This is a genomic window from Kluyvera genomosp. 2, assembly GCF_036759865.1.
In the GTDB taxonomy this organism is placed as follows: Bacteria; Pseudomonadota; Gammaproteobacteria; order Enterobacterales; family Enterobacteriaceae; genus Kluyvera; species Kluyvera ascorbata_B.
Genome location: NZ_JAPKIA010000009.1, coordinates 44,879 through 68,359, shown reverse-complemented (window position 1 = coordinate 68,359; position 23,481 = coordinate 44,879). Strand labels below are relative to the sequence as shown.

Annotated in this window: 25 protein-coding genes; 7 read left to right on the top strand and 18 right to left on the bottom strand. The window is 55.6% G+C overall.

Translation table 11 applies throughout. From position 1 onward, the window contains the following. Nucleotides 1-69: 69 nt before the first annotated feature. The 3 genes from V6942_RS11405 to V6942_RS11395 all read right to left on the bottom strand — a co-directional run bounded on the left by V6942_RS11405 (nucleotide 70) and on the right by V6942_RS11395 (nucleotide 2,012). Nucleotides 70-435, bottom strand: coding sequence for a DUF805 domain-containing protein (locus tag V6942_RS11405; RefSeq protein WP_106927135.1), 366 nt, complete (start codon nucleotides 433-435; stop codon nucleotides 70-72). A 130-nt stretch (nucleotides 436-565) separates the two neighbouring features. After that, a complete protein-coding gene (locus V6942_RS11400) occupies nucleotides 566-1,552 on the bottom strand; it encodes a glutathione S-transferase family protein (RefSeq protein WP_333501292.1) in 987 nt (328 codons plus the stop codon). 67 nt (nucleotides 1,553-1,619) lie between these two features. Further along, a complete protein-coding gene (locus tag V6942_RS11395; protein WP_106927133.1) occupies nucleotides 1,620-2,012 on the bottom strand; it encodes a DoxX family protein in 393 nt (130 codons plus the stop codon). Nucleotides 2,013-2,285: 273 nt separating this feature from the next. On the opposite strand from V6942_RS11395, the gene V6942_RS11390 reads away from it, so the two are divergent. Continuing rightward, nucleotides 2,286-3,197, top strand: coding sequence for an Rpn family recombination-promoting nuclease/putative transposase (locus V6942_RS11390; RefSeq protein WP_333501267.1), 912 nt, complete (start codon nucleotides 2,286-2,288; stop codon nucleotides 3,195-3,197). A 6-nt stretch (nucleotides 3,198-3,203) separates the two neighbouring features. On the opposite strand, the gene V6942_RS11385 is transcribed toward V6942_RS11390, so the two are convergent. The 8 genes from V6942_RS11385 to V6942_RS11350 form a co-directional block, all read right to left on the bottom strand. Continuing rightward, nucleotides 3,204-3,494 carry a YqjK-like family protein gene (locus V6942_RS11385; RefSeq protein ID WP_106927131.1) on the bottom strand — a complete coding sequence of 97 codons (291 nt, stop codon included), beginning with the start codon at nucleotides 3,492-3,494 and terminating at the stop codon, nucleotides 3,204-3,206. Continuing rightward, on the bottom strand, nucleotides 3,491-3,889 hold the full coding sequence (locus tag V6942_RS11380; protein ID WP_106927129.1) for a phage holin family protein: 399 nt from the start codon (nucleotides 3,887-3,889) through the stop codon (nucleotides 3,491-3,493). The genes V6942_RS11385 and V6942_RS11380 overlap by 4 nt, the downstream gene beginning before the upstream one ends. Nucleotides 3,890-3,891: 2 nt before the next feature. Further along, nucleotides 3,892-4,197, bottom strand: coding sequence for a DUF883 family protein (locus V6942_RS11375; protein ID WP_106927127.1), 306 nt, complete (start codon nucleotides 4,195-4,197; stop codon nucleotides 3,892-3,894). Nucleotides 4,198-4,226: 29 nt separating this feature from the next. After that, complete coding sequence (locus V6942_RS11370) at nucleotides 4,227-4,595, bottom strand: DUF1090 domain-containing protein (protein ID WP_106927125.1); 369 nt, start codon at nucleotides 4,593-4,595, stop codon at nucleotides 4,227-4,229. Between the two features lie 144 nt (nucleotides 4,596-4,739). Next, nucleotides 4,740-5,120: an EnvZ/OmpR regulon moderator MzrA gene (gene mzrA / locus V6942_RS11365; protein WP_182966955.1), complete on the bottom strand. Its 381-nt coding sequence runs from the start codon at nucleotides 5,118-5,120 to the stop codon at nucleotides 4,740-4,742. A gap of 2 nt (nucleotides 5,121-5,122) precedes the next feature. Then, nucleotides 5,123-5,785 (bottom strand): DedA family general envelope maintenance protein YqjA, encoded by a 663-nt coding sequence (gene yqjA / locus V6942_RS11360; protein ID WP_106927121.1) that lies wholly within the window; start codon nucleotides 5,783-5,785, stop codon nucleotides 5,123-5,125. Between the two features lie 303 nt (nucleotides 5,786-6,088). Then, nucleotides 6,089-6,865, bottom strand: coding sequence for a transcriptional regulator ExuR (exuR, locus tag V6942_RS11355; protein WP_182929973.1), 777 nt, complete (start codon nucleotides 6,863-6,865; stop codon nucleotides 6,089-6,091). Between the two features lie 130 nt (nucleotides 6,866-6,995). Beyond that, nucleotides 6,996-8,300, bottom strand: a complete 1,305-nt coding sequence (locus tag V6942_RS11350) for an MFS transporter (RefSeq protein WP_106927117.1) — start codon at nucleotides 8,298-8,300, stop codon at nucleotides 6,996-6,998. Nucleotides 8,301-8,775: 475 nt separating this feature from the next. Between V6942_RS11350 and uxaC the strand changes: the two genes are divergently transcribed. The 3 genes from uxaC (at nucleotide 8,776) to V6942_RS11335 (ending at nucleotide 12,327) form a co-directional block, all read left to right on the top strand. After that, nucleotides 8,776-10,188 (top strand): glucuronate isomerase, encoded by a 1,413-nt coding sequence (gene uxaC, locus V6942_RS11345; protein ID WP_182929974.1) that lies wholly within the window; start codon nucleotides 8,776-8,778, stop codon nucleotides 10,186-10,188. Nucleotides 10,189-10,203: 15 nt separating this feature from the next. Then, nucleotides 10,204-11,691: a UxaA family hydrolase gene (locus tag V6942_RS11340; protein ID WP_106927113.1), complete on the top strand. Its 1,488-nt coding sequence runs from the start codon at nucleotides 10,204-10,206 to the stop codon at nucleotides 11,689-11,691. Nucleotides 11,692-11,775: 84 nt separating this feature from the next. Next, entirely contained in the window at nucleotides 11,776-12,327 is a 552-nt protein-coding gene (locus V6942_RS11335; RefSeq protein ID WP_182929976.1) for a YgjV family protein, read from the top strand. Nucleotides 12,328-12,348: 21 nt separating this feature from the next. On the opposite strand, the gene sstT is transcribed toward V6942_RS11335, so the two are convergent. From sstT to V6942_RS11315, 4 genes are all read right to left on the bottom strand, one after another. Continuing rightward, complete coding sequence (gene sstT / locus V6942_RS11330) at nucleotides 12,349-13,596, bottom strand: serine/threonine transporter SstT (protein WP_106927109.1); 1,248 nt, start codon at nucleotides 13,594-13,596, stop codon at nucleotides 12,349-12,351. 282 nt (nucleotides 13,597-13,878) lie between these two features. After that, nucleotides 13,879-14,847: a TerC family protein gene (locus tag V6942_RS11325; protein ID WP_106927107.1), complete on the bottom strand. Its 969-nt coding sequence runs from the start codon at nucleotides 14,845-14,847 to the stop codon at nucleotides 13,879-13,881. 272 nt (nucleotides 14,848-15,119) lie between these two features. Further along, on the bottom strand, nucleotides 15,120-16,106 hold the full coding sequence (locus V6942_RS11320; RefSeq protein ID WP_106927105.1) for a Gfo/Idh/MocA family protein: 987 nt from the start codon (nucleotides 16,104-16,106) through the stop codon (nucleotides 15,120-15,122). Between the two features lie 72 nt (nucleotides 16,107-16,178). Then, entirely contained in the window at nucleotides 16,179-16,679 is a 501-nt protein-coding gene (locus V6942_RS11315; RefSeq protein ID WP_333501266.1) for a M48 family metallopeptidase, read from the bottom strand. A gap of 83 nt (nucleotides 16,680-16,762) precedes the next feature. Here V6942_RS11315 and rlmG point away from each other — a divergent pair, with 83 nt between their 5' ends. From rlmG to V6942_RS11300, 3 genes are all read left to right on the top strand, one after another. Then, on the top strand, nucleotides 16,763-17,899 hold the full coding sequence (rlmG, locus tag V6942_RS11310; protein ID WP_106927101.1) for a 23S rRNA (guanine(1835)-N(2))-methyltransferase RlmG: 1,137 nt from the start codon (nucleotides 16,763-16,765) through the stop codon (nucleotides 17,897-17,899). Between the two features lie 211 nt (nucleotides 17,900-18,110). Next, nucleotides 18,111-18,428: a type II toxin-antitoxin system HigB family toxin gene (locus V6942_RS11305; protein ID WP_182929979.1), complete on the top strand. Its 318-nt coding sequence runs from the start codon at nucleotides 18,111-18,113 to the stop codon at nucleotides 18,426-18,428. 2 nt (nucleotides 18,429-18,430) lie between these two features. Next, complete coding sequence (locus tag V6942_RS11300) at nucleotides 18,431-18,847, top strand: helix-turn-helix domain-containing protein (protein ID WP_181358007.1); 417 nt, start codon at nucleotides 18,431-18,433, stop codon at nucleotides 18,845-18,847. Between the two features lie 3 nt (nucleotides 18,848-18,850). On the opposite strand, the gene V6942_RS11295 is transcribed toward V6942_RS11300, so the two are convergent. From V6942_RS11295 to V6942_RS11285, 3 genes are all read right to left on the bottom strand, one after another. Further along, nucleotides 18,851-20,869, bottom strand: a complete 2,019-nt coding sequence (locus V6942_RS11295) for an NADPH-dependent 2,4-dienoyl-CoA reductase (RefSeq protein ID WP_333501265.1) — start codon at nucleotides 20,867-20,869, stop codon at nucleotides 18,851-18,853. Between the two features lie 137 nt (nucleotides 20,870-21,006). Beyond that, on the bottom strand, nucleotides 21,007-22,089 hold the full coding sequence (locus tag V6942_RS11290; RefSeq protein ID WP_182929981.1) for an ABC transporter ATP-binding protein: 1,083 nt from the start codon (nucleotides 22,087-22,089) through the stop codon (nucleotides 21,007-21,009). After that, nucleotides 22,086-23,474: a phosphomannomutase CpsG gene (locus V6942_RS11285; RefSeq protein ID WP_333501264.1), complete on the bottom strand. Its 1,389-nt coding sequence runs from the start codon at nucleotides 23,472-23,474 to the stop codon at nucleotides 22,086-22,088. Before V6942_RS11285 ends, V6942_RS11290 begins: the two co-directional genes overlap by 4 nt. Nucleotides 23,475-23,481 lie beyond the last annotated feature (7 nt).

Below are 23,481 nucleotides of genomic sequence, written 5' to 3'. Positions count from 1 at the left end.
TTTGTGCCGAATAGCCTGATGGCGCTGCGCTTATCAGGCCTACCAGACCCGCGTTGTGCCTGGTTGGGATCAGGAAATCCCCTTCGGATCGGGCCCGAAACGGTTATTGCCCGGCGTGCCGCTCTGACAGTTGAAGATCAAAATTACGATCCAGCCGATCACCGGAATAATCAGCAGCAGTAGCCACCATGCCGAGCGGTCGGTGTCATGCAGACGACGGAACTGCACGGCCCACCACGGCAGGAAAACCAGCACCCCATAAATAGTGGTGAGGATCCCTTCACCGCCGGCGCGCTGCCAGCCAAGCATCTTATCGACTACGCCCAGCACGAGCGTAAAAATCACGTTCACCAGGACGAACATCCAGTACTCTTTGCGGCGGGCGCGGCCGCCAAAGCCAATGTAGTTACGTATAACCTTGAGATACCAATCCATTTTTTTGCCTCAATTGATCATTAATCACTTGTTTTTAAAGCGATCAAGCTAAGGATAGTCGCGAATGAAAATGAGGTAAATATTGATGAGGCGAATAAATTAGGGCGCCGATGGACGGCACCCTGAAGGTTTAGCGAAAACGAACGTCGCGACCGTGCGGCTGGTCCAGATCCTGCCACGGGGCAACCGAAATAATCCCGGTCGGGTTAATGGTCTTGTGGCTGCGGAAATAGTGATTGCGGATGTGGCCAAAATCGACGGTTTCCGCAATGCCCGGCATCTGGTAGATATCGCGCAGGAAGCCATGCAGATTGGGGTAATCGCTGATGCGGTGCTTGTCGCACTTAAAGTGGGTTACGTACACCGGATCGAAACGGATAAGCGTCGTCCACAGGCGGATATCGGCTTCGGTAAGCTGATTGCCGGTCAGGTAACGCTGCGTACCGAGAATATTTTCCAGACGATCGAGCGAGATAAAGACCTTTTCCACCGCCTCATCGTAGGCTGCCTGGCTGGTGGCGAAACCGGCCTTGTAGACACCGTTATTGACCGTGTCGTAGATCCAGCCGTTCAGCTCGTCGATTTGTTCGCGTAGCGCCAGTGGATAGTAATCCCCCGCTTTGGCGCCCAGGGCATCAAACGCGGTGTTAAACATGCGAATAATTTCGGCAGATTCGTTGCTGACGATGGTTTGATTTTTCTTGTCCCACAGCACCGGCACGGTTACGCGCCCGGAGTAGGTCGGGTCGGCGTGCTGGTAGAGCTGATACAAAAACTGATGCTGATAGAGCGCATCACCGGTCGCCGCCGGGAAGTCCGCGTCGAAGGTCCAGCCGTTTTCCAGCATCAGTGGGTTAACGACGGACACGGAGATAAACGGCTCCAGCCCTTTCAGTTTGCGTAAAATCAGCGTGCGGTGCGCCCACGGGCAGGCGAGGGAAACGTACAGATGATAGCGATCTTTTTCGGCGGCAAAGCCACCGCTGCCGGTTGGGCCTGGCTCGCCGTCGGCGGTCAGCCAGTTGCGAAAGGCGGAGACTGAACGCTGGAAACGTCCGCCGGTGGATTTGGTGTCGTACCAGGTATCCTGCCAGACGCCGTCAATAAGTTGTCCCATCATGTTCTCCTTTAGATAGCAAAAGCGAGGAGATATCTCCTCGCTTTGTGTATTCAGTATAGTGCGCTTACCACTTTTTATTCAGCACGCGGTCGATGCTGAAGGCGCCCGGACCGGTGATGCCCAGCAGCAGGTAGCCGCCAGCGATGGTCAGGTTTTTCATAAACATCAGCGAGTTCATGCCTTCCGCAAAGTTGCTGTGGAAGATAAACGCGGTCAGTACCGTGAACGCCGCGGTGAACAGCGCGGTGGTACGGGTCAGGAAACCGAACAGAATGGCCAGACCGCCGCCAAACTCAAGCAGAATGGTCAGCGGCAGCAGGAACCCCGGGACGCCCATGGCTTCCATATATTGCTGTGTACCCGCATACCCGGTTATTTTGCCCCAGCCAGCCGTGATAAACAGAATTGGCATCAGAATACGAGCAACCAGGAAACCAGTATCTTCTAATTTTTTCATCTTACACTCCAGAGAACCTTGCGGGCAGTTAAACCATTTTATTGAGCATTTACACGTCGATAGCGCGTAGCTGCTGTCGATGAAGAGCAATATAACTGCGGTGTATGACAATTGTTAGCAAGGAAAACTGTTGAACTCCTTCAAAGAATCTGAGTAATGATGTACGACTCCGCGATTTTTCCCGAGCCGCTACGCAAAGAAGCACTTGTGCGATTGCGCCTTTCTGACCCTGGAGGATACTCGCGGCAGGCTGGTTATCAGGGACGAAACGCGATGGTGAACACCCCGCATGATGCACTCTTTAAGACCTTTATGTCGCATCCCGAGACGGTGGGCGATTTTCTGGGAATACACCTACCGGCAGAGCTGCTGGCCCTTTGCGACCTGAAAACGCTGAAGCTGGCGTCGGGGAGTTTTATTGATGAGTCTCTCAGGGCAAGCTATTCCGATGTGCTGTGGTCGCTGCAAACCTGCGACGGCGTGGGCTATGTCTATGCGCTGATTGAGCACCAGAGTTCGCCGGATAAGCATATGGCTTTTCGCTTAATGCGCTATGCCTTTGCCGCCATGCAGCGGCATCTGGAGGCTGGGCACGATACGCTTCCACTGGTGATTCCCATGCTGTTTTACCACGGAGAAAAAAGTCCGTATCCGTTCTCCATGCGTTGGCTGGATGCGTTTGCTGAACCCGAGGTTGCGCGGGTACTCTATGACGGCGTGCTTCCGCTGGTCGATCTCACCGTGCTGTCGGATGATGACATCATGGGGCATCGGCGTATCGCGCTGCTGGAGTTTTTACAGAAAAATATTCGCCGTCGCGATCTGATGGAGATGACGGAAAACCTGCTTAGGTTGCTGCGCGCGGGGTACACCACCGACAGCCAGTTCCGTGCGCTAATTCACTATCTGGCCGAGACGGGAAGAGCCACGCAGCCGGAGGCGTTCTTTCGACAGCTGGCGGGGGGGATGACGCCCCGTGAGGAGAAGATGATGAAAAAGAAACTGACGCTAATGGAGTGGGCTGAAATACAGCATGACGAGGGCAGAAATGAAGGACGTAATGAAGGTGAGCAGCAAACAACGCTGAAAATTGCCCGCGCCCTAATCAGCCACGGCGTTGCGCTGAAAACCATCGCGCAGACGACCGGGCTGTCGATAGAAGAACTGGCTGAAATAAACCGCTAGACGCAGTCAGACTGGCTTATGCAGCAGGCTTTTAACCATCCGCCATGTGCTCCAGACGCCAAGGCCACGACGCGCCCAGCGAACCAGAAAACGTGGGTGGCGCAGTGACACTACGGCCATGGCGCTGCTGGCGACCATCGCCCACGAGCGCAGGCTGACCAGCCGGCTCCAGCCACGGTCATAGATCTGCGTTGCGTTCAGCCAGTCGCGACGGCTGGCGCTGAGATCCAGCCGCTGCTGCTGAATCTGGCGCAGCAGCGCGGCCTTGCGCTGTTCGCGCTCCTGGCGTGGGCTCATGGCTCGTCGTTCTCCAGCAGGGTGCGATCGTTAGCGAGCTCGTGGCGCGTATGGCGCAGCAGCGTGGAGCGACGCGCTTTACGCAGCGTCCAGATGCCGCCAATCAACGCCAGCAGCAGCAGCGTAACGGTGGTGGCAATCATCACGTGAAGCCGATATTGCGGGTCAACGGCCCACATTATCAGTACCAGCAGGCTCATCAGGCCGAAGGCAGTAAACAGCAGGGTTAACCCGGCCATCAACAGCAGCTGAATAAGGTTCGCTTTCTCCTCTTCCAGCTCAACGACGACCAGGCGCAGCCGCGTTTCAACCATCTGAACCAGCAGGGTGACGATGCGCTGGCCAATGCCGAGGACGTTTTTCCCCGGCCCCGGCGCGTGCTGAGAATCACTCATACTTAGCGACGCGTCAGCAGTACGCCCAGCACCAGACCGACTGCGGCACCGATGCCCACGCCGGTCCACGGGTTTTCACGCACATAGCCATCGGCTTTAGCCGCCGCTTCGCGGGTTTGCTTCGCAATAGCATCCCCCGTTTCGCCCAGACGGTCACGGCTCTCTTTCAGCGCGCTTTCCGCTTTGCTGCGCAGCTTACTCATCTCTTCTTTCGATTTATCGGTGGAAGCGTTAAGGACTTCTTCCAGGGTATCTGACAGGGCCTTCAGCTCTGCACGTAACTGATCTGAGGTTGAATCTTTCGCCATCGTCTCTCTCCTGTTTAGGTTCCACTTACTCAATACGCGCGGGATTCCAGCGCGTTAAGTTCTTTTTTGGCTTCCTGAAGCTTGTGCTCGCGTTTAGCCACTTTTTCCGCATCGCCGCTCTGTTTTGCTTCACGCAGATCGTGTTCGCGCTCGCGAATTTCGTCTTTCTGTTCGGCAATTTTTTCCTGATGGTCGGCGCGAAGCTTGCTGTCAGTACAGTTAGCTTTGACTTCGCTTAACGCCTTTTTCAGGCCGCTAATGCGGTTCTGATTGTTATGCTTTTCGGCATAACCAATTTCACGCTGAATGTCTTGCTCTTTTTCCTGACAGAGTGATGTTGCTGCTGCACTCGCGCTAAGAGACGCGAGGGCGAGCGCAAAGACGATGCGGTATTTCATGTATGAATCTTCCATTTTGCGTAGTACATCTGGAATGTACTTTCCCAGTAAGTGAGCACCGCGATGGCGCTCACATTACTAAGCATAGTAAGTAAAAGGCGAAATGACCAAAGTAAGTGAAACTATTCAGATTCCTGGAAGTTTTTAGCCAAATCGGTGTGACGTATCGCGCAGCAGTGATAGCCAGCCCGCGGGGTCGTTTTCTTCTTCCTGTAGCGAAACGACGTAGACGTGCGGCAGCGTGCTATCCAGCACGCGCTTCGCCGCAGCGCTTTGTTCGCTGGATTCAAAGGTGATCAGCAGCGAATCATTGTGCGGAGTGATGCTCTTAAAACGAATACCGTTGGCATCCAGATGGTGTGAGATAGAAAAACCATCGGGCATGCTGGACTGGCTCATCGGGCGAATCGCCAGCGTAGACTCTTCACGTTGCAGCGCGGCCCACATCCAGAGAAGCGCGCATAACAACAGCAGCACGCTCATGCTGAATGCAAACCGGCGAAGATGAATGCGGCTCGGCACCATAGTTAGCCTCGGTTACCGTATTTTTTCTTCCACACCACGACCAACGAACCGCACAGGCCAAAAATCAGCAGCGCCACTGGCAGCAGCATCAGGCAGGACATCAGTGCGTCTTCATACTTCTGGAACACCGGCGTTTTGCCCAGCAGGAAGCCCAGGGTGGTCAGAATCAACACCCACAGCAGGCCGCTCATCCAGTTAAAGAACTGGAAGCGTGCGTTGCTCAGGCCGGACAGGCCCGCGATGGTAGGAAGCAATGTGCGAACAAAGGCAATGAAGCGCCCTACCAGCAGTGCAGAGAGGCCGTGTTTGTGGAAAAGATGATGCGACCGCTGATGATAATGAGCGGGGAGGTGTGACAGCCAGTTCTGGACGACACGGGTATTACCTAGCCAGTTGCCCTGGATGTAGCCCACCCAGCTGCCGAGGCTGGCGGCAACCGTCAGCAGTATAATCGTCTGCGGGAAGCCCATTGCACCTTTAGCAATGAGAACGCCGACCAGCACCAGCAGGCTGTCGCCCGGCAGGAAGGCGGCCGGCAGCAGCCCGTTTTCCAGAAACAGGATCATAAATAAGACGAAATACAGCATGCCGATCATGGAGGGATTCGCGAGCGTCTCGAAATCCTGGCTCCATAAGGCATTTAAGAGTTGGGTTAGTAGTTCCATTCACGATTCCTGGTACTTCGATTAAGGTCATGCCTGAATGCGCTGCGATATCTTCTCTATTTCTATTTTAATAGCATCGCGGTAAATACGCGCTGAACAGTCCTTGTTTTGGCGAAATAATCTCAAACGGATTGTCGAAGCGACAAAATGCATTCAATTGTAACAAACGGTGCAGTTTTCCGTCATAGAAATTGCAATGTGTTGCCGTTTGATTTTGCGGTTTAGCGCGGGGAGAGGCTAGGGGATTTACAAAGGCTTACCCACACAGAATGTCGGGCAAGCCTCGTTGAACAACTGAGAGACTTATTTACCGCCGAGGGCGACGGTATCAAGGTGGACGACCGGGTTCTCAGCGAACAGATAGCGGTCGGCGTTGAATTCAAAATCATCGCTGGTTTCGTTGAACAGCATCAGCTTGGTATTTTCCAGATGCTGCCACATGGCCAGCTTCGCCGCGTGCGGGTCTTTGCGAATCAGCGCCTTGAGGATCTGATCGTGGTCATCGCACCAGTTATCGACGGTGCGGGCATCGATATGGTCGTGCAGTTTTTTCCAGTACGGGTTATGCACTCGCTGGGTCCACATTTTTTCAACGATAGCGGCCAGCGCGGTGTTCTGAGTCGCCAGCGCAACCTGCACGTGGAACTGGAGATCCCACTCGGAGTCGCGGAAGCATTTCTCTTTGCGCGCCTTCTCCTGGATCTCCATTAGCTTCATGATGTCCTGCTTGGTGACCTGGGTGGCGGCAAATTCGGCGATATTGCTCTCAATGAGCTGACGCGCCTGCAGCAGTTCGAAAGGACCGTAGTTGGCAAATTCCAGATTTTCGTCCGGCACCTGGTGGTGCTTCGGCTGATTAGAAATAACGTGGATGCCTGAGCCTTTACGAACCTCAACGTACCCTTCCACTTCGAGCATGATGATGGCTTCACGCACGACGGTGCGGCTGACGCTTTTTTCATCAGCAATAAAACGCTCAGCGGGAAGCTTGTCGCCCACAAGGTAAACGCCTTGCTCAATGCGTTCTTTTAGCTCAGCGGCCAGTTGCTGATACAAGCGACGTGCGTCGGCGATTTCCATATGCTCTCCAGGCAGGGTACGGCAGAATGAATTTGTTATACCACTTTTACGAGCAGCTAACCACAATTTGACATGAAAAAAGCCGCCTTGATCAAGGCGGCTTAGGAGAAAACCTACTTCGCTCGCAGACTTAGTTTTGCGTCGCCTGCTGAGCCGGACGGTTAGCGCCGGATTGACCGTCGTCAGCCTGTTTATTTTGCAGGACGGTCCAGATAACCACTGCGCCTAACAGGTCGAAGATAGCCAGTACGGCGAACAGCGGGCTGAAGCCAATGGTGTCGGCCAGGGCGCCAACGACTAGGGCAAACATGGTGCTTGCCATCCACGCCGCCATCCCGGTCAGGCCGTTTGCCGTTGCCACTTCGTTACGACCGAAGACGTCAGAAGAGAGCGTAATCAGCGCGCCGGACAGGGACTGGTGAGCAAAGCCACCGAGGCACAGCAGGGCGATGGCAATGTAAGGGCTGGTGAACAGACCGATCAGGCCTGGGCCAATCATCAGCAGTGCACCCATGGTCACGACCATTTTACGGGACACAATCAGGTTAACGCCGAACCAGCGCTGGAACAGCGGCGGCAGGTAACCACCGATAACGCAGCCGAGGTCAGCAAACAGCATCGGCATCCACGCAAACATCGCGATTTCTTTCAGGTCGAAGCCGTACACTTTAAACATGAACAGCGGGATCCAGGCGTTGAAGGTACCCCATGCTGGTTCTGCCAGGAAGCGCGGCAGGGCGATACCCCAGAAACGACGGGTCTGAATAATCTGCCACGGAGACATTTTCTTCGCGTTGTTGGTCTGGTGTGCTGCTTCCTGACCGCCAATGATGTATTCACGTTCTTCGTCGGTTAGTTTTTTCTGATCGCGTGGGTGTTTGTAGAATACCAGCCAGCACATTGCCCAGATGAAGCTCAGCGCACCGGAGATGATGAACGCCATCTGCCAGCTGTGCATCACGATAGCCCAGACCACCAGCGGCGGAGCAATCATGCCGCCGATAGAAGAACCGACGTTGAAGTAGCCGACAGCGATAGAACGCTCTTTTGCCGGGAACCACTCGGAGCTGGCTTTCAGGCCCGCAGGGATCATTGCGGCTTCAGCGGCACCAACCGCACCACGTGCGATAGCCAGTCCGCCCCAGCTGCCTGCCAGCGCGGTTGCGCCGCAGAAAATAGCCCAGGCAACGGCGAAGAAGGCGTAGCCAATTTTGGTACCGAGGATATCCAGAACATAGCCGGCAACCGGCTGCATCACGGTGTACGCTGCGGAATAAGCAGCGATGATGTATGAATATTGCTGTGTGGAAATGTGCAGCTCTGCCATCAGCGTTGGCGCCGCTGCTGCCACGGTATTACGTGTCAGGTAGCCCAGCACGGTGCCCATCGTCACCAGTGCGATCATGTACCAACGTAATCCTTTAATTTTTCGCATGTAAACCTCATCGTGTTGTTATAACTGCGGGTCCTGCAGCCATCTTCCCGTTTGCTCGGAAGATGTCATTCTCGAAGGGCTTACCGTGGAAATGATCCCCGGTACGGCCCGAACTTGCCAGTAAATCAGCGTGCTTAATTCGGTATCCGTACCGCTCAATCAAGTGTCTGTATCGACCACCGCTAATGTATTCTGTCGCTCAATGTGTTTCGACGGAGGGCAAGATAACTTGTCATACAACTTTAAAAGGTGAATACCGTCACAAAAGAGGTATTTTCCATAGAGTTTAAGGGGTAGATAGGGCACACCAGGCGTGGCGCGGCTTGCAGCGTTGTTTTGGCGATTTTTATGTCATTTTTTGTCAAGGTTTATTGATCTAACTCACGAAAAAATCTTCGGTCTGGCGAAATTGGTGTGATAACTTTGTCTGCATTACAGATAAACATCTGACCCACTCGCTGAGAGGAAGACGATAATGACCCCGTTTATGACTGAAGATTTCCTGTTAGATACCGAATTTGCTCGCCGTCTGTACCACGACTACGCAAAAGACCAGCCGATTTTCGACTATCACTGCCACCTGCCGCCGCAGCAGGTTGCTGAAGACTATCGTTTTAAAAACCTGTATGACATCTGGCTGAAGGGCGACCACTACAAGTGGCGCGCGATGCGTACCAACGGCGTAGCAGAACGTCTGTGTACCGGCGATGCGTCTGACCGCGAGAAGTTTGACGCGTGGGCGGCGACCGTTCCGCACACTATCGGTAACCCGTTATACCACTGGACTCACCTGGAGCTGCGCCGTCCGTTCGGCATCACCGGTAAACTGCTGTCTCCGGCAACCGCAGGTGAAATCTGGGACGAATGTAATGCGCTGCTGGCGCAGGACAAATTCTCCGCGCGCGGCATCATGAAGCAGATGAACGTGAAAATGGTCGGCACTACCGATGATCCGATCGATTCTCTGGAGCATCACGCGACCGTCGCGAAAGACGGTTCCTTCGACGTGAAAGTGCTGCCGAGCTGGCGCCCGGATAAAGCCTTCAACATTGAACAAGCGACCTTCAACGACTACATGGCGAAGCTGGGTGAAGTGTCTGACACCGACATCCGCCGTTTTGCTGACCTGCAAACTGCACTGACCAAGCGTTTGGATCACTTCGCGGCTCACGGCTGTAAAGTTTCTGACCATGCGCTGGACGTTGTCCTGTTCGCGGAATCTAACGAAGCCGAGCTGGACAGCATTCTGGCCCGTCGCCTGGGCGGCGAAACGCTGAGCGAGCATGAAGTGGCGCAGTTCAAAACTGCCGTGCTGGTGTTCCTGGGTGCGGAATATGCTCGTCGTGAATGGGTACAGCAGTACCACATCGGCGCGCTGCGTAACAACAACCTGCGCCAGTTCAAACTGCTGGGCGCGGACGTTGGCTTTGACTCCATTAACGACCGTCCGATGGCGGAAGAACTGTCTAAGCTGCTGAGCAAACAGAACGAACAGAACCTGCTGCCGAAAACCATTCTTTACTGCCTGAACCCGCGCGATAACGAAGTGCTGGGCACGATGATCGGTAACTTCCAGGGCGAAGGTATGCCGGGCAAAATGCAGTTCGGTTCCGGCTGGTGGTTCAACGATCAGAAAGACGGTATGGAACGTCAGATGACGCAGCTGGCACAGCTCGGCCTGCTGAGCCGATTCGTCGGTATGCTGACCGATAGCCGTAGCTTCCTGTCTTACACCCGTCACGAATACTTCCGCCGTATTCTGTGCCAGATGATCGGCCGTTGGGTTGCTGCGGGCGAAGCGCCTGCCGACATCCAACTGCTGGGTGAGATGGTGAAAAACATTTGCTTTAACAATGCGCGTGACTATTTCGCCATTGAATTGAACTAAGGTCTGGGTGAAGGTATGCAATACATCAAGATCCATGCGCTGGATAACGTCGCGGTAGCGCTCGCTGATTTGGCTGAAGGAACCGAAGTCACCGTTGACGGTCAAGTGGTCACCTTGCGCCAGGCGGTGTCCCGTGGCCATAAATTCGCCTTATGCAATATTGCGAAAGGTGAAAACGTCATTAAATACGGTTTGCCAATTGGTCATACGCTGGTGGACGTCGCGGCGGGTGAGCATATTCATGCCCATAACACGCGCACCAATCTGAGCGACCTGGACACGTATCGCTACCAACCGGATTTCCAGGCCGAAGTCGCCCAGCCAGCCGATCGCGACGTGCAGATTTATCGCCGCGCAAACGGTGAGGTTGGGGTACGTAACGAACTGTGGATCCTGCCGACCGTCGGCTGCGTTAATGCGATGGCGCGCCAGATGCAGAACCGTTTCCTGAAAGAGACCAATGACGCCGAAGGTATCGATGGCGTGCATCTCTTCAGCCACACTTACGGCTGTTCGCAACTGGGCGACGACCATATCAACACCCGTACCATGCTGCAAAATATGGTGCGTCATCCGAACGCGGGTGCGGTGCTGGTGGTGGGCCTGGGCTGCGAAAATAACCAGGTAGATGCGTTCCGCGAAACCCTTGGCGAGTTCGATCCTGAGCGCGTTCACTTCATGGTCTGCCAACACCAGGAAGACGAAGTGGAAGCCGGGATCGAACATCTCCATCAGCTGTACAGCGTGATGCGCAATGATAAGCGCGAGCCGGGCAAACTGAGCGAGCTGAAGTTTGGTCTGGAATGCGGCGGGTCTGACGGCTTGTCCGGTATTACAGCCAACCCGATGCTGGGCCGTTTCTCTGACTACGTGATTGCCAATGGTGGCACCACCGTGCTGACCGAAGTGCCGGAAATGTTCGGCGCCGAGCAACTGCTGATGGATCACTGCCGCGATGAGGCGACCTTCGAGAAGCTGGTGACCATGGTCAATGACTTCAAGCAGTACTTCATTGCTCATGACCAGCCCATCTACGAGAACCCATCGCCGGGTAACAAAGCAGGCGGGATCACCACGCTTGAAGATAAATCGCTGGGCTGTACGCAAAAAGCGGGCTCCAGCCAGGTGGTTGACGTGCTGCGCTACGGCGAGCGTCTGAAAACCCACGGCCTGAACCTGCTGAGCGCACCGGGCAACGATGCGGTTGCCACCAGCGCGCTGGCGGGCGCGGGCTGCCATATGGTGCTGTTCAGCACCGGCCGCGGCACGCCTTACGGCGGCTTTGTGCCTACGGTGAAAATCGCCACCAACAGCGAGCTGGCCGAGAAGAAGAAACACTGGATCGACTTCAACGCCGGCCAGCTGATTCACGGTAAAGCGATGCCTCAACTGCTGGAAGAGTTCGTTGACGTTATCGTCGACTTCGCCAACGGCAAGCAGACCTGCAACGAGCGCAACGACTTCCGCGAGCTGGCTATCTTTAAGAGCGGCGTCACATTGTAATCAAAGTGTGATCTGATACGATAAAACGGCGTTTCATCTTTTGAAGCGCCGTTTTTTTATGCTTGTTTAACAAGGACCCCCTCCATGACTGCGTATTGGCTTGCCCAGGGCGTAGGCGTTCTGGCGTTTTTGATTGGTATTACCACCTTTATCAACCGCGATGAACGACGCTTTAAATTTCAGCTGTCTCTCTACAGCGCTACGATTGGCGTGCACTTCTTTTTGATGGGGGCATTTCCCGCCGGAATGAGCGCCGAGCTGAACGTCATTCGTACCATTATTTCGGTCTATACGCGTCGTATCTGGGTGATGTTTGTGTTTATCGCGCTGACGTTGATCCTGGGGCTGGGCAAACTTCAACACGCCATGGAGCTGCTGCCGATTGCCGGTACCGTTGCCAGCACCTGGGCGCTGTTCCGCTGTAAGGGGCTCACGGTACGCTGCGTGATGTGGTGCTCTACCGCCTGCTGGGTAATCCACAACTTCTGGCTTGGTTCGATTGGCGGCACGCTGATTGAGGGGAGTTTCCTGGTGATGAACGGGCTGAACATCATTCGCTTCTGGCGCATGCAGCGCAAAGGCATCGATCCGTTTAACGTCGAGAAGAAAGTGCAGGAAGAAAACCCCTCCGCCTGACGGCAAAGGGGGCTGGTGTGATTAGCTGCGCAGCGCGTTTTTCGCCAGACGCTCGTCTTCCGCCTGACAGGCTGCCGCGGTAAACAGTACGTCGGTTGACGAGTTCAGCGCGGTTTCACAGGAATCCTGCAGGACGCCGATGATAAAGCCCACGGCAACGACCTGCATGGCCACATCGTTCGGAATACCGAACATGTTACAAGCCAGCGGGATCAGCAGCAGGGAACCGCCCGCTACGCCGGAAGCGCCGCAGGCGCACAGTGAGGCCACGACGCTCAGCAGCAGCGCGGTCGGCAGATCGACCGGAATACCGAGGGTATGCACGGCCGCCAGCGTCAACACGGTAATGGTGATAGCGGCACCGGCCATATTGATGGTTGCACCCAGCGGGATGGACACGGAGTAGGTGTCGCGGTCGAGGTTCAGTTTTTCGCACAGGCTCATATTGACCGGAATATTGGCCGCTGAGCTACGGGTAAAGAAGGCGTAGACGCCGCTTTCACGCAGGCAGGTCATCACCAGCGGGTAAGGGTTGCGGCGAATCTTCCAGAACACCAGCAGCGGGTTAATGACCAGCGCAACCAGGAACATACAGCCAATCAGTACCAGCAGCAGCTGTGCGTAGCCCCACAACGTGCTAAACCCGGTCGTGGCCAGCGTCGAGGCCACGAGACCGAAGATCCCCAGCGGCGCAAAGCGAATCACCACCTTCACGATAAAGGTCACGGCATGAGAGATGTCGTTGATTAAATTCTTCGTGGTTTCATTCCCATGGCGCAGGGCGAAGCCAAGGCCGACCGCCCATACCAGAATACCGATGTAGTTGGCGTTAAGCAGGGCGGCAATCGGGTTAGATACCATGCTCATCAGCAGGCCGCGCAGCACCTCAACGATGCCGGAAGGCGGTGCAATATCTTCTGCTGCCGCGCTGAGGTGTAGCGTAGACGGGAAAAGGAAGCTGAACAAAACGGCCGTTAATGCCGCGGCAAACGTCCCCAGCAGATAGAGAAACAGAATGGGGCGGATATTGGTTTTTTGCCCCTGCTGATGGTTAGCAATAGAGGCCATAACCAGCATCAGTACCAGCACCGGCGCAACCGCCTTCAGCGCGCCAACGAACAGCGTGCCCAGCAGCCCAGCGGCCTCGGCGGCAGGCTTGGAAACGACAGCGAGAAGTACGCCCAGGATCAAACCCACCAGAATTTGTTTCACCAGGCTACCAGCCATCAGTACACGCAAAAATCCGGGAAGCGAGGATTTTGTTGTCATTTATGCATTCCTTAATGTGATGTGTCGTGTCTTTCCAGTGACGTATTATTTGTTACGTTTATGTCTGGATGTAAAAAAATGTTTGCCAGATCGAGTATAAGGAAAGTCGTCGTTTGGGGAAGTACAAAATGCTGGAATTTACGCCATGCGTCATATTTTTTAACCAATAATTCACATTTCGTGACGCCAATCGCGTACAAAAGAGGGGCAGGGCGAGGCGTTCACGCCGGGGGATGTGGTAGGAGATATCCCCGGCATCGCAGTGCTCTGCCGGGGACGCCATTACAGGGCTTTATTTTTTATATCATGGCGATGGTTAACCCACGCATTGATCAGGAGCGTAACGACCAGGATCCCACCCACGACGCCGAGTGAGATGGCGATAGGGATATGGTAGAACTCGACGATCAGCATCTTGATGCCGATAAACACCAGGATCACCGCCAGACCGTACTTCAGCATCGAGAAGCGCTCTGCTACGCCCGCCAGCAGGAAGTACATCGCACGCAGGCCGAGGATAGCGAACAGGTTCGAAGTCAGTACGATAAACGGATCGGTGGTGACGGCAAAGATGGCCGGGATGCTGTCGACCGCGAAGATCACATCGCTCAGTTCGACCAGAATCAGCACCAGCAGCAGCGGCGTGGCAAACAGTACGCCGTTCTTACGCGTGAAGAAGTGCTCGTTTTCGATTTTGTCGGTCATGCGCAGATGCCCGCGCAGCCAGCGTACCAGCGGTTTGTCGCCGATGCCGCCTTCGTCTTCTTTTGCCAGCGCCATCTTGATGCCGGTGAACAGCAGAAACGCGCCGAACACGTACAGCAGCCATTCAAACTGGGAAATCAGCCAGCTTCCGGCGAAGATCATGATGGTACGCAGCACAATCGCGCCAAGCACCCCGTAGACCAGCACCCGACGCTGCAGCGCCGCAGGCACCGAGAAGTAGCTAAACAGCATCAGCCAGACGAAGACGTTGTCCACTGCCAGCGATTTTTCGATCAGATAGCCGGTGAGAAACGCCAGCGCCTGTGGATCGGCGACCGCGCGCCCCTGGGTTTGCACCAGATACCACCAGAATGCGGCGTTAAACAGCAGCGAGAGGGTAACCCAGACCAGCGACCAGCTTGCCGCCTGCTTCATTGACATGGTGTGAGCGCCACGGCGCCCCTGTAATAACAGATCGATGGCAAGCATGATCACCACGACGACAGCGAATCCGCCCCAGAGCAACGGTGTGCCGACAGTATTCATAGAAATTTCCTTACGCATAAAAAAAACGGCTAACGTCAGAAGACGATAGCCGCTGCTTTTTTATGCATAGACCTCGCCTTCCGGCAAGGTCTCACTTACAACAAAAAAAGAATGCGCTGACGCATTCCTTTTTCGTTGCCCGGCGACCGGATACGGTTTTGCACGTATCGTAATGACGATCCACCGACAAGGAAGTTACTCCCCTTTGCACGTAACAAAATATGACAGGCCATTGATTTCGTCAATGGCCGACAATATCCGTTTACGTTGCTTTACGCAGCAGGCGCATCCGCCGGGAACACGACGCCGGTCTGGCGACGAATTTCGGTCTGAACTTTGGCGGTAATACGGCTGACTTCAAGCCCCGGGTGGTCCACTTCGTTGTTTTCGACCAGCCGTGCAAACGCCTCGGCTTCATACAGCATAGTATTAATATGCTGCGGCTGGCTAAGATCCTGCGCTTTGCTGCCGCGCGGCACGAAGGAAACCTTCTGGCACTCGGAGATTTTCTCAATCACCAGCGCGCCCGCTTCCCCCTGGATTTCGCTCGGCAACGTGGAATCGCTGACTTTCGAGTGCTGTAACGTCACGCTGAAGTCGCCGTAGTCCATCACCACCACGCCGTGGGCGTCTACGCCGCTGTCCAGCAGGCTTGCTGAAGCCTGAATCTGCTTTGGCTCGCCCCACAGCGCAATGGCCGAGGCCAGGCAATAAAAGCCGATATCCATAATCGAGCCGTTCGAGAAGGCCGGGTTAAAGGTGTTTGGGTTTTCGCCATCAAGGTAGCGCTGGTAGCGTGAAGAGTACTGGCAGTAGTTGATGAACGCTTTACGAATCTGCCCCAGCTTCGGCAGCGCCTGCTGAAGCTGCTGGAAGTTTGGCAGACTGGCGGTTTTAAACGCTTCGAACAGCACCACCTGGTTTTCGCGCGCAGCGGCAATGACCCGCTCAGCTTCGTCAATATTGGAGGCCAGAGGCTTCTCGCAGATAACGTGCTTTTTATGTCGCAAGAATAGCTCGGTCTGTGGAGCGTGGAGCGAGTTTGGGCTGGCAATGTACACCGCATCAATATCGTCGCTTTGCGCCATAGACTCCAGCGAGGTGAAAAGGTGCTCAACGGGATAATCATTGGCGAAGCTTTGCGCCTGCTCAAGGCTGCGGGAATAAACGGCGGTCAACTTATACTTGCCGGTCTCATGGGCGGCATCGACAAACTGGCGGGTGATCCAGTTTGTTCCAATCACAGCGAAACGTATCATAAACGCCTTCAGGCTCCATAAAGGGATTCTTTGGTCAATGTACCATGCCTTTATGACAATGCCAGTGCCCGACTACGCAGTTTCCTTTAGCGAAAGGTGCGTCAGCCACAGACGAGTATCAAACTCCAACTGATGGTACTGCGGCTCCATATGACAGCACAGCTGATAGAAGGCCTTGTTGTGATCCTTCTCTTTCAGGTGCGCCAGCTCGTGCACCACGATCATCTTCAAAAAGGCTTCCGGGGCGTTGCGGAACACGGTCGCGACGCGAATTTCCGCTTTCGCTTTCAGTTTGCCGCCCTGCACGCGCGACACGGCGGTATGCAGCCCGAGCGCGTTCTTCAGCACGTGGATCTTATTGTCGTACATCACTTTATTGATCGGCGGTGCGTTGCGCAGATATTGGCTTTTGAGATCCTGTGTGTACTGCCAGAGGGCTTTGTCGGTGGCGAAATCATGCGTGTCCGGGTAGCGCTTTTCCAGCACCGCCCCCAGGCGCTGCTCCGCAATCAGCGTACGTACCTGAGAAAGCAGATGCTCGGGATAGCCCTGGAGGTAAGTTAGTTGGTTCATCTTTGCCCATGCCAATCATAAAAAGTGTATACTCACGCACCCTTTTCAGGGATACGCCGAAATTTTACCATTCAGGAGGGCCGATGAGCCACACAGACAACGGTTTCCGTTCACTGACACTTAAACGTTTCCCGGAGACGGACGACGTTAACCCGCTGCTGGCGTGGGAAGCGGCAGATGAATATCTGCTGCAACAGCTGGACGATACCGAGATTAGCGGCCCAGTGCTTCTCCTGAATGATACTTTTGGCGCGCTGGCCTGTGCGCTGGCGGAGCACACGCCATACAGCATTGGCGACTCCTACCTGAGCGAACTGGCAACGCGTGAAAACCTGCGCCATAACGATATCGCCGAATCGAGCGTGAAATTCCTCGATAGCACCGCGGAGTACCCGCAGGCACCGGGCGTCGTACTGATTAAAATTCCGAAAACCATGGCGCTGCTGGAACAGCAGCTACGCGCGCTGCGCGACGTGGTGACGCCACAAACGCGGATTATCGCCGGGGCTAAAGCCCGTGATATTCACACTTCCACGCTGGAGCTGTTTGAAAAAGTGCTTGGCCCGACGACGACCACGCTGGCGTGGAAAAAGGCGCGTCTGATTAACGGTACTTTCACCAGGCCTGAACTGGCTGAAACCGCGCAAACGCTGAGCTGGAAGCTGGAAGGCACCGATTGGACTATTCACAACCACGCTAACGTTTTCTCCCGTACCGGGCTGGATATTGGCGCGCGCTTCTTTATCGAGCATCTGCCGGAAAACCTCGAAGGGGAGATTGTTGACCTGGGCTGCGGCAACGGCGTGCTGGGCATGACGCTGCTGGCGAAGAACCCTGAGGCTAGCGTGGTATTCGTTGATGAATCGCCGATGGCGGTGGCGTCAAGCCGTCTGAACGTGGAGACCAACCTGCCGGACGCGCTGGATCGCAGCGAGTTTATGATCAACAACGCGCTCTCCGGCGTTGAGCCGTTCCGCTTCAACGCGGTGTTCTGCAACCCGCCGTTCCACCAGAAGCACGCGCTGACCGATAACATTGCCTGGGAGATGTTCCACCACGCGCGCCGCTGCCTGAAGATCAACGGCGAGCTGTATATCGTGGCCAACCGCCATCTCGATTATTTCCACAAGCTGAAGAAGATCTTCGGTAACTGCGAAACCATCGCCACGAACAATAAGTTTGTGATTCTGAAGGCGGTGAAGCTGGGCCGTCGTCGTTAAATAGCTAAATATCGGTGCCGGACAAGACATGAACGTCTTATCCGGCCTGGTTCTGGAATCGTGTTCGCAAACGATAAATTCTCCCCGTTATCCCCCCTCCTTCTCTTGTTATCTCTGGCGTATCGTCACGTTGATTCCTACAAGGTCATGAGTTGCCAAATTGGCAACTCATGTTATTATGTTGCCAATTTGTCAACGGACGTGATAAAGAATGCATCTGATATCAATGGCTGCAATTGACGAGGGATGTGGCAGATTTCCCCAGTTTGCGAAAGAAATTAAGCTGTTAGGTAAGGTGATTGCGAAAGCAAACTGTCCAACGCCAGAAGCGTTGAGGGCATTTTATCCCTCATTGGATAACTTCAAATATCTTGATAAACACTATGTTGTGAACATTGCTAACAACAATATCAGGGTGATTGCGTTGATTTTTTTCGAAAGCCAGAAGTTTTATATCCGGCACATTTTTAACCACGCTGAGTACGATAGGTTCACAGATAAACACAGAACGAAGGGGAAGAAATCATGATTATGATGACGGCAAAAGCCCTGAAAGCCACAAAAACGCTGGTTGCTGAAATTCCTCTTCTGGGAGATAACCCCACAGAGGCCGATCATCGTGACGCACTGGAACTGCTGGCTGAACTGCTGATGGACGACCCAACAAATCCGTTGGTTGATCTACTGTGCGTTCGCATCCGTGCGTATGAGGACAATCAGCCGAAATTACGTGCGTTACGTGAAGAGATTGAGGCTATTCCCACGGGCATCGCAATTTTGCGAACCCTGATGGAGCAGCATAAACTGACGCTTTCCGATTTTGCCGATGAGATTGGCAGCAAGTCGATGGTTTCACGCGTACTCAGCGGCCAAAGAAAATTAACGCTGGATCATGTCAAAAAGCTGGCCGCTCGATTTGGCATTTCACCCGCGTTATTTATTGATTAACCGCTAAATCCCCAGCGCCAGCTTCGTTCCCTGCGCAATAGCCCGTCGTGCGTCCAGTTCACCGGCCACATCGCTGCCGCCAATCAAATGCACAATCTTCCCTGCCGCCAGCAGCGGTTCTTGCAGCGCGCGGTTCGGTTCCTGCCCGGCGCAGATAATGACGTTATCTACCGCCAGCAGCTGACTTTCGCCGCCGATTTCCACGTGTAATCCCGCATCGTCGATCTTCTGATAGCTGACTGCCGGGATCATCTTCACGCCGCGTGACAGCAGGGTGGTGCGGTGGATCCAGCCGGTGGTTTTGCCTAACCCCTCGCCCGGCTTGCTGGCTTTACGCTGTAGCATCACAATCTGTCGCGGGCTGCGGGCCAAATGCGGGCCTTCCGGGCGCAGGCCGCCCGCCTGCTGCAGGCTGGTATCGATCCCCCATTCCACGCAGAATTCGGCAATATTCTGGCTGGTGGGGTTTCCCGGCTGGCTGAGATACATGGCCGTATCAAAACCGATGCCGCCGCAGCCAATAATGGCCACACGTTGCCCAACCGGCGCTTTGTCACGCAGTACGTCCAGATAGCTCAGCACCTTCGGATGGTCGATCCCCTCGATCGGCGGCGTGCGTGGCGCGATCCCGGTGGACAGGATCACTTCATCAAAGCCGAGTAAGTCGTCGGCGTTAACGCGCCGATTTAGCTCCAGGGTCACGCCGGTGACGTCGATCATGCGGCGGTAGTAGCGCAGCGTCTCGTAAAACTCCTCTTTGCCGGGGATCTGTTTGGCGATATTGAACTGCCCGCCGATCTCGGCGCTGCCGTCGAACAGCGTGACGTGATGGCCGCGTGCAGCGGCGTTGATCGCAAAGGCAAGGCCCGCGGGACCCGCGCCGACCACCGCCAGGTTTTTACGCACGACGGCAGGGACGATCGGCATTTTGGTTTCATGACAGGCGCGCGGGTTCACCAGGCACGAGGTCACTTTACCGACGAAGATCTGATCCAGGCAGGCCTGATTACAACCGATACAGGTGTTGATCTCGTCGGCGCGCCCGGACTGTGCTTTGGACAGCAGCTCGGCGTCGGCGAGGAACGGGCGTGCCATCGACACCATATCGGCGTCGCCGCGCGACAGAATGTCATCAGCGACCTGCGGATCGTTAATACGGTTGGTGGTGACCAGCGGGATCGTCACCCGGCCTTTCAGCTTGCGCGTCACCCAGCTAAACGCACCGCGCGGCACCGGCGTCGCAATGGTGGGGATCCGCGCTTCGTGCCAGCCAATACCGGTATTGATGAGCGTTGCGCCTGCCGCTTCAATCGCCTGTGCCAGTTGGACGGTTTCATCAAAGATGCTGCCCTTATCGACCAGATCGAGCATCGACAGGCGATAGATGATAATAAAATCGTTGCCTACCCGCTGGCGTACCGCGCGAACGACTTCGACGGCAAAGCGTATGCGGTTGGCGTAGTCGCCGCCCCATTGATCGTCGCGCAGGTTGGTGCGGGCGGCGAGAAATTCGTTGATCAGGTAGCCTTCCGATCCCATCACCTCCACGCCGTCATAGCCTGCCTCGCGGGCCAGCTGAGCGCAGCGGGCAAAATCGTCGATCAGCGTCAGGATTTCCTGGTGGGTGAGCGCGTGTGGGGTGAAGCGGTTGATCGGCGCCTGAAGGGCCGAGGGCGCCACCAGGTTTGGCTGATAGCTGTAGCGGCCGGTGTGCAGAATTTGCAGGGCGATTTTACCGCCTTCCTGGTGTACCGCATCGGTAATCGTGCGGTGATGCGGCAACTGGCTGACATCGTTAAGCATCGCGCCGCCCGCCATGCCTACGCCGGTGGGATCGGGGGCTATCCCGCCGCTGACGATCAGCGCCACGCCGTGGCGCGCGCGCTCGGCGTAAAAGGCGGCCAGGCGCTCAGCGCCGTCAGGGTACTCCTCCAGCCCGGTATGCATAGACCCCATCAGCACACGGTTTTTCAGCTGGGTAAAACCCAGATCGAGCGGGGCGAACAGCGACGGATAGCTCATAAGAATGTCCAGTATGTGAAATTATTGTTATGTGGTCGGATGAGTTACTAATTTAGCCGTCGGCGGGGAAAAGGGAAAAGGGGATTGCGATGATTGTGATGGGATTCAAAGAACGCCCCCGCAACCGGGGGCGTGACTCAGGCCGTAGGATCGCTAAAGGTGACACGTTTTCCAATGGAATCAAAAAGATGAAGGTGCGATTCCTGCACGGTCAGGGTCAGCGCGCTTTGCGCCGGGAAGCTGAGCTGCTGGAAGGACTTCAGGCAAATCGAATGCCCGGCAACGTCCAGCCATACCAGCGTGGAATCGCCCTGCAGCTCGCACAGGCGGGTGTGTCCGCTGAGGCTAAAGTCGCCGGGCTGCTGGAGCTGCATGTGCTCCGGGCGGATGGCGACAAACATCTTATCGTTTTCACGCACGCCGAGCGGCTGACGAGAGAGCGGGAAGATAATGTTCTCGGCAATATGCAGCGCGCCCTGCCGCCAGACGGCGGGCAGAATGTTGATTTTAGGCGTACCGATAAACTCGGCGACAAACAGGTTGGCCGGGGTGTTGTACAGCTCCAGCGGCGTGCCGACCTGCTCAATTTTTCCCTTATACAGCACGACGATACGGTCCGCGAGGGTCATCGCTTCAACCTGATCGTGCGTCACGTAAATCATGGTGTTTTTCAGCGTGTTGTGCAGCTGCTGGATCTCCTGGCGCATCTCCACGCGCAGGGCGGCGTCCAGGTTTGACAGCGGTTCGTCGAATAAAAACAGCGCCGGTTGCTGAACGATAGAGCGCCCGATGGCCACGCGCTGACGCTGGCCGCCTGAGAGATTCTGTGGCAGCCGGTCGAGCATTTCATCAAGCTTGAGCATGGTGGCCGCATGGGCGACGCGGCGGGTAATTTCCGCCGGCGGGGTGCGAATATTGCGTAGCCCAAAGGTCAGGTTTTCCCGCACCGTCATGTGCGGGTAAAGGGCGTAGGATTGAAAGACCATCGACAGGCTGCGTTTGCCAGCAGGCAGATGGGTGACGTCCTGGTCGCCCATCATCAGCTTGCCGCTATCGGGCATTTCCAGCCCTGCCACCATGCGCAGCAGCGTCGACTTGCCGCAGCCTGAAGGGCCGACCAGAACGATAAATTCCCCCGACGCGATCTCCAGCGAGAGGTTCTCGATGATGGTGGTTTTATCGTATTTTTTATGGATGTTGCTGAGGGAAAGGGCGGTCATTGCGTCTCCTCCGCGCCGCGCTGAGCGGCAATAAACGTTAAAATCTCATCGGTTTTGGTGGCCAGCAGAGCAGTATCGCCGCGCGTTTCGACGTTAAGCCGCAGCAACGGTTCGGTGTTGGAGGCGCGTAAATTAAAGCGCCAGTCGGCAAAGGCCAGGCTGATGCCATCGCAATCATCGCGCTGCGGTGCTGCCGACTGATAGTGCTCGGTAATGTTGCGGACCATCGCCAGCGGATCCTTCACCTGCAGATTGATCTCGCCGGAAACCGGGTAACGCGCCTGCGCGGCGGTAATGCGGGAAGAAAGCGGCTGAGGGTCGCCGCCGAGGATTTGTAGCATTAGCATCAGTGGGATCATGCCGCTATCGCAATAGCCGAAGTCGCGGAAGTAGTGATGGCCGCTCATTTCGCCACCGTACACGGCATCTTCCTCGCGCATTCGGGCCTTGATAAACGCATGGCCGGTTTTACTGACGACGGGCGTACCGCCGCAGCGGGTGACGATATCCAGCGTGTTCCACGTCAGGCGTGGGTCGAGAATAATGCGGCTGTCGGGATACGTGCGCAGGAAATGCTCGGCGAACAGTCCGACCAGATAGTAGCTCTCGATAAAACTGCCGCGCTCGTCAAAGAAAAAACAGCGGTCGAAGTCGCCGTCCCAGGCGATGCCGAAATCGGCCTGATGGTCGATAACGGCCTGCTGGGTAACCAGACGGTTTTCCGCCAGCATCGGGTTGGGTACCCCCGCAGGGAAGTGGCCATCCGGGTGATGGTGAAGACGTATAAACTCCACCTGCACGCCCGCGTGGGCCAGCCCTTCAGCAATTGCATCCAGCGCAGGCCCCGCGGTGCCGTGCCCGGCATTAGTCACGATGCGCAGCGGGCGGACCGGCGGGCGTTGCAGGAAACGCAGCAGGCAGTTAACCCAGGACGGGCGATTATCAAAATCTATCAGGCTACCGCGATGTACAACGGGAGAAAAAGCGTTCCGCTCGGCGAGCGCTTTAATCTCCAGCAGGCCATTGTCATTACTGATGGGCCGCGCCTCTTCACGCACCAGCTTCATGCCGTTGTACTGGGCGGGATTATGGCTGGCGGTGACCTGAATGCCACCGTCAGCCCGTAGCTCGCGGGTGGCGAAATAGATCTCCTCGGTACCGGAAAGACCAATATCAATGACGTCAACGCCGCTGGCGGTCAGACCTTCCGCAAGCGCCGCCTTCAGCGATGCTGAGCTCAGGCGCACGTCGCCGCCGCCGACGACTCGCCGCGGGCGCTGCCAGGTCGCGTAGGCGCGGCCAATGCGAAAGGCGATCTCCGGCGTAAGGTTAATACCGACTTCACCGCGAATGTCGTAGGCTTTAAAACAGGTTAGTTCATCCATAATCCAC

Coding starts and splice junctions, on each gene's coding strand:
- V6942_RS11325 (WP_106927107.1), bottom strand. CDS start 14,847: ATGAATACTGTCGGCACACCGTTGCTCTGGGGCGGATTCGCTGTCGTC.
- V6942_RS11315 (WP_333501266.1), bottom strand. CDS start 16,679: ATGAACCAACTAACTTACCTCCAGGGCTATCCCGAGCATCTGCTTTCT.
- V6942_RS11290 (WP_182929981.1), bottom strand. CDS start 22,089: ATGACCGCCCTTTCCCTCAGCAACATCCATAAAAAATACGATAAAACC.
- V6942_RS11305 (WP_182929979.1), top strand. CDS start 18,111: ATGCATCTGATATCAATGGCTGCAATTGACGAGGGATGTGGCAGATTT.
- mzrA (WP_182966955.1), bottom strand. CDS start 5,120: ATGGTGCCGAGCCGCATTCATCTTCGCCGGTTTGCATTCAGCATGAGC.
- V6942_RS11285 (WP_333501264.1), bottom strand. CDS start 23,474: ATGGATGAACTAACCTGTTTTAAAGCCTACGACATTCGCGGTGAAGTC.
- V6942_RS11380 (WP_106927129.1), bottom strand. CDS start 3,889: ATGAGTGATTCTCAGCACGCGCCGGGGCCGGGGAAAAACGTCCTCGGC.
- V6942_RS11335 (WP_182929976.1), top strand. CDS start 11,776: ATGACTGCGTATTGGCTTGCCCAGGGCGTAGGCGTTCTGGCGTTTTTG.
- V6942_RS11400 (WP_333501292.1), bottom strand. CDS start 1,552: ATGGGACAACTTATTGACGGCGTCTGGCAGGATACCTGGTACGACACC.
- uxaC (WP_182929974.1), top strand. CDS start 8,776: ATGACCCCGTTTATGACTGAAGATTTCCTGTTAGATACCGAATTTGCT.
- yqjA (WP_106927121.1), bottom strand. CDS start 5,785: ATGGAACTACTAACCCAACTCTTAAATGCCTTATGGAGCCAGGATTTC.
- V6942_RS11340 (WP_106927113.1), top strand. CDS start 10,204: ATGCAATACATCAAGATCCATGCGCTGGATAACGTCGCGGTAGCGCTC.
- exuR (WP_182929973.1), bottom strand. CDS start 6,865: ATGGAAATCGCCGACGCACGTCGCTTGTATCAGCAACTGGCCGCTGAG.
- V6942_RS11395 (WP_106927133.1), bottom strand. CDS start 2,012: ATGAAAAAATTAGAAGATACTGGTTTCCTGGTTGCTCGTATTCTGATG.
- V6942_RS11370 (WP_106927125.1), bottom strand. CDS start 4,595: ATGAAATACCGCATCGTCTTTGCGCTCGCCCTCGCGTCTCTTAGCGCG.
- V6942_RS11375 (WP_106927127.1), bottom strand. CDS start 4,197: ATGGCGAAAGATTCAACCTCAGATCAGTTACGTGCAGAGCTGAAGGCC.
- V6942_RS11405 (WP_106927135.1), bottom strand. CDS start 435: ATGGATTGGTATCTCAAGGTTATACGTAACTACATTGGCTTTGGCGGC.
- V6942_RS11295 (WP_333501265.1), bottom strand. CDS start 20,869: ATGAGCTATCCGTCGCTGTTCGCCCCGCTCGATCTGGGTTTTACCCAG.
- V6942_RS11320 (WP_106927105.1), bottom strand. CDS start 16,106: ATGATACGTTTCGCTGTGATTGGAACAAACTGGATCACCCGCCAGTTT.
- rlmG (WP_106927101.1), top strand. CDS start 16,763: ATGAGCCACACAGACAACGGTTTCCGTTCACTGACACTTAAACGTTTC.
- V6942_RS11390 (WP_333501267.1), top strand. CDS start 2,286: ATGGTGAACACCCCGCATGATGCACTCTTTAAGACCTTTATGTCGCAT.
- sstT (WP_106927109.1), bottom strand. CDS start 13,596: ATGACAACAAAATCCTCGCTTCCCGGATTTTTGCGTGTACTGATGGCT.
- V6942_RS11350 (WP_106927117.1), bottom strand. CDS start 8,300: ATGCGAAAAATTAAAGGATTACGTTGGTACATGATCGCACTGGTGACG.
- V6942_RS11300 (WP_181358007.1), top strand. CDS start 18,431: ATGATGACGGCAAAAGCCCTGAAAGCCACAAAAACGCTGGTTGCTGAA.
- V6942_RS11385 (WP_106927131.1), bottom strand. CDS start 3,494: ATGAGCCCACGCCAGGAGCGCGAACAGCGCAAGGCCGCGCTGCTGCGC.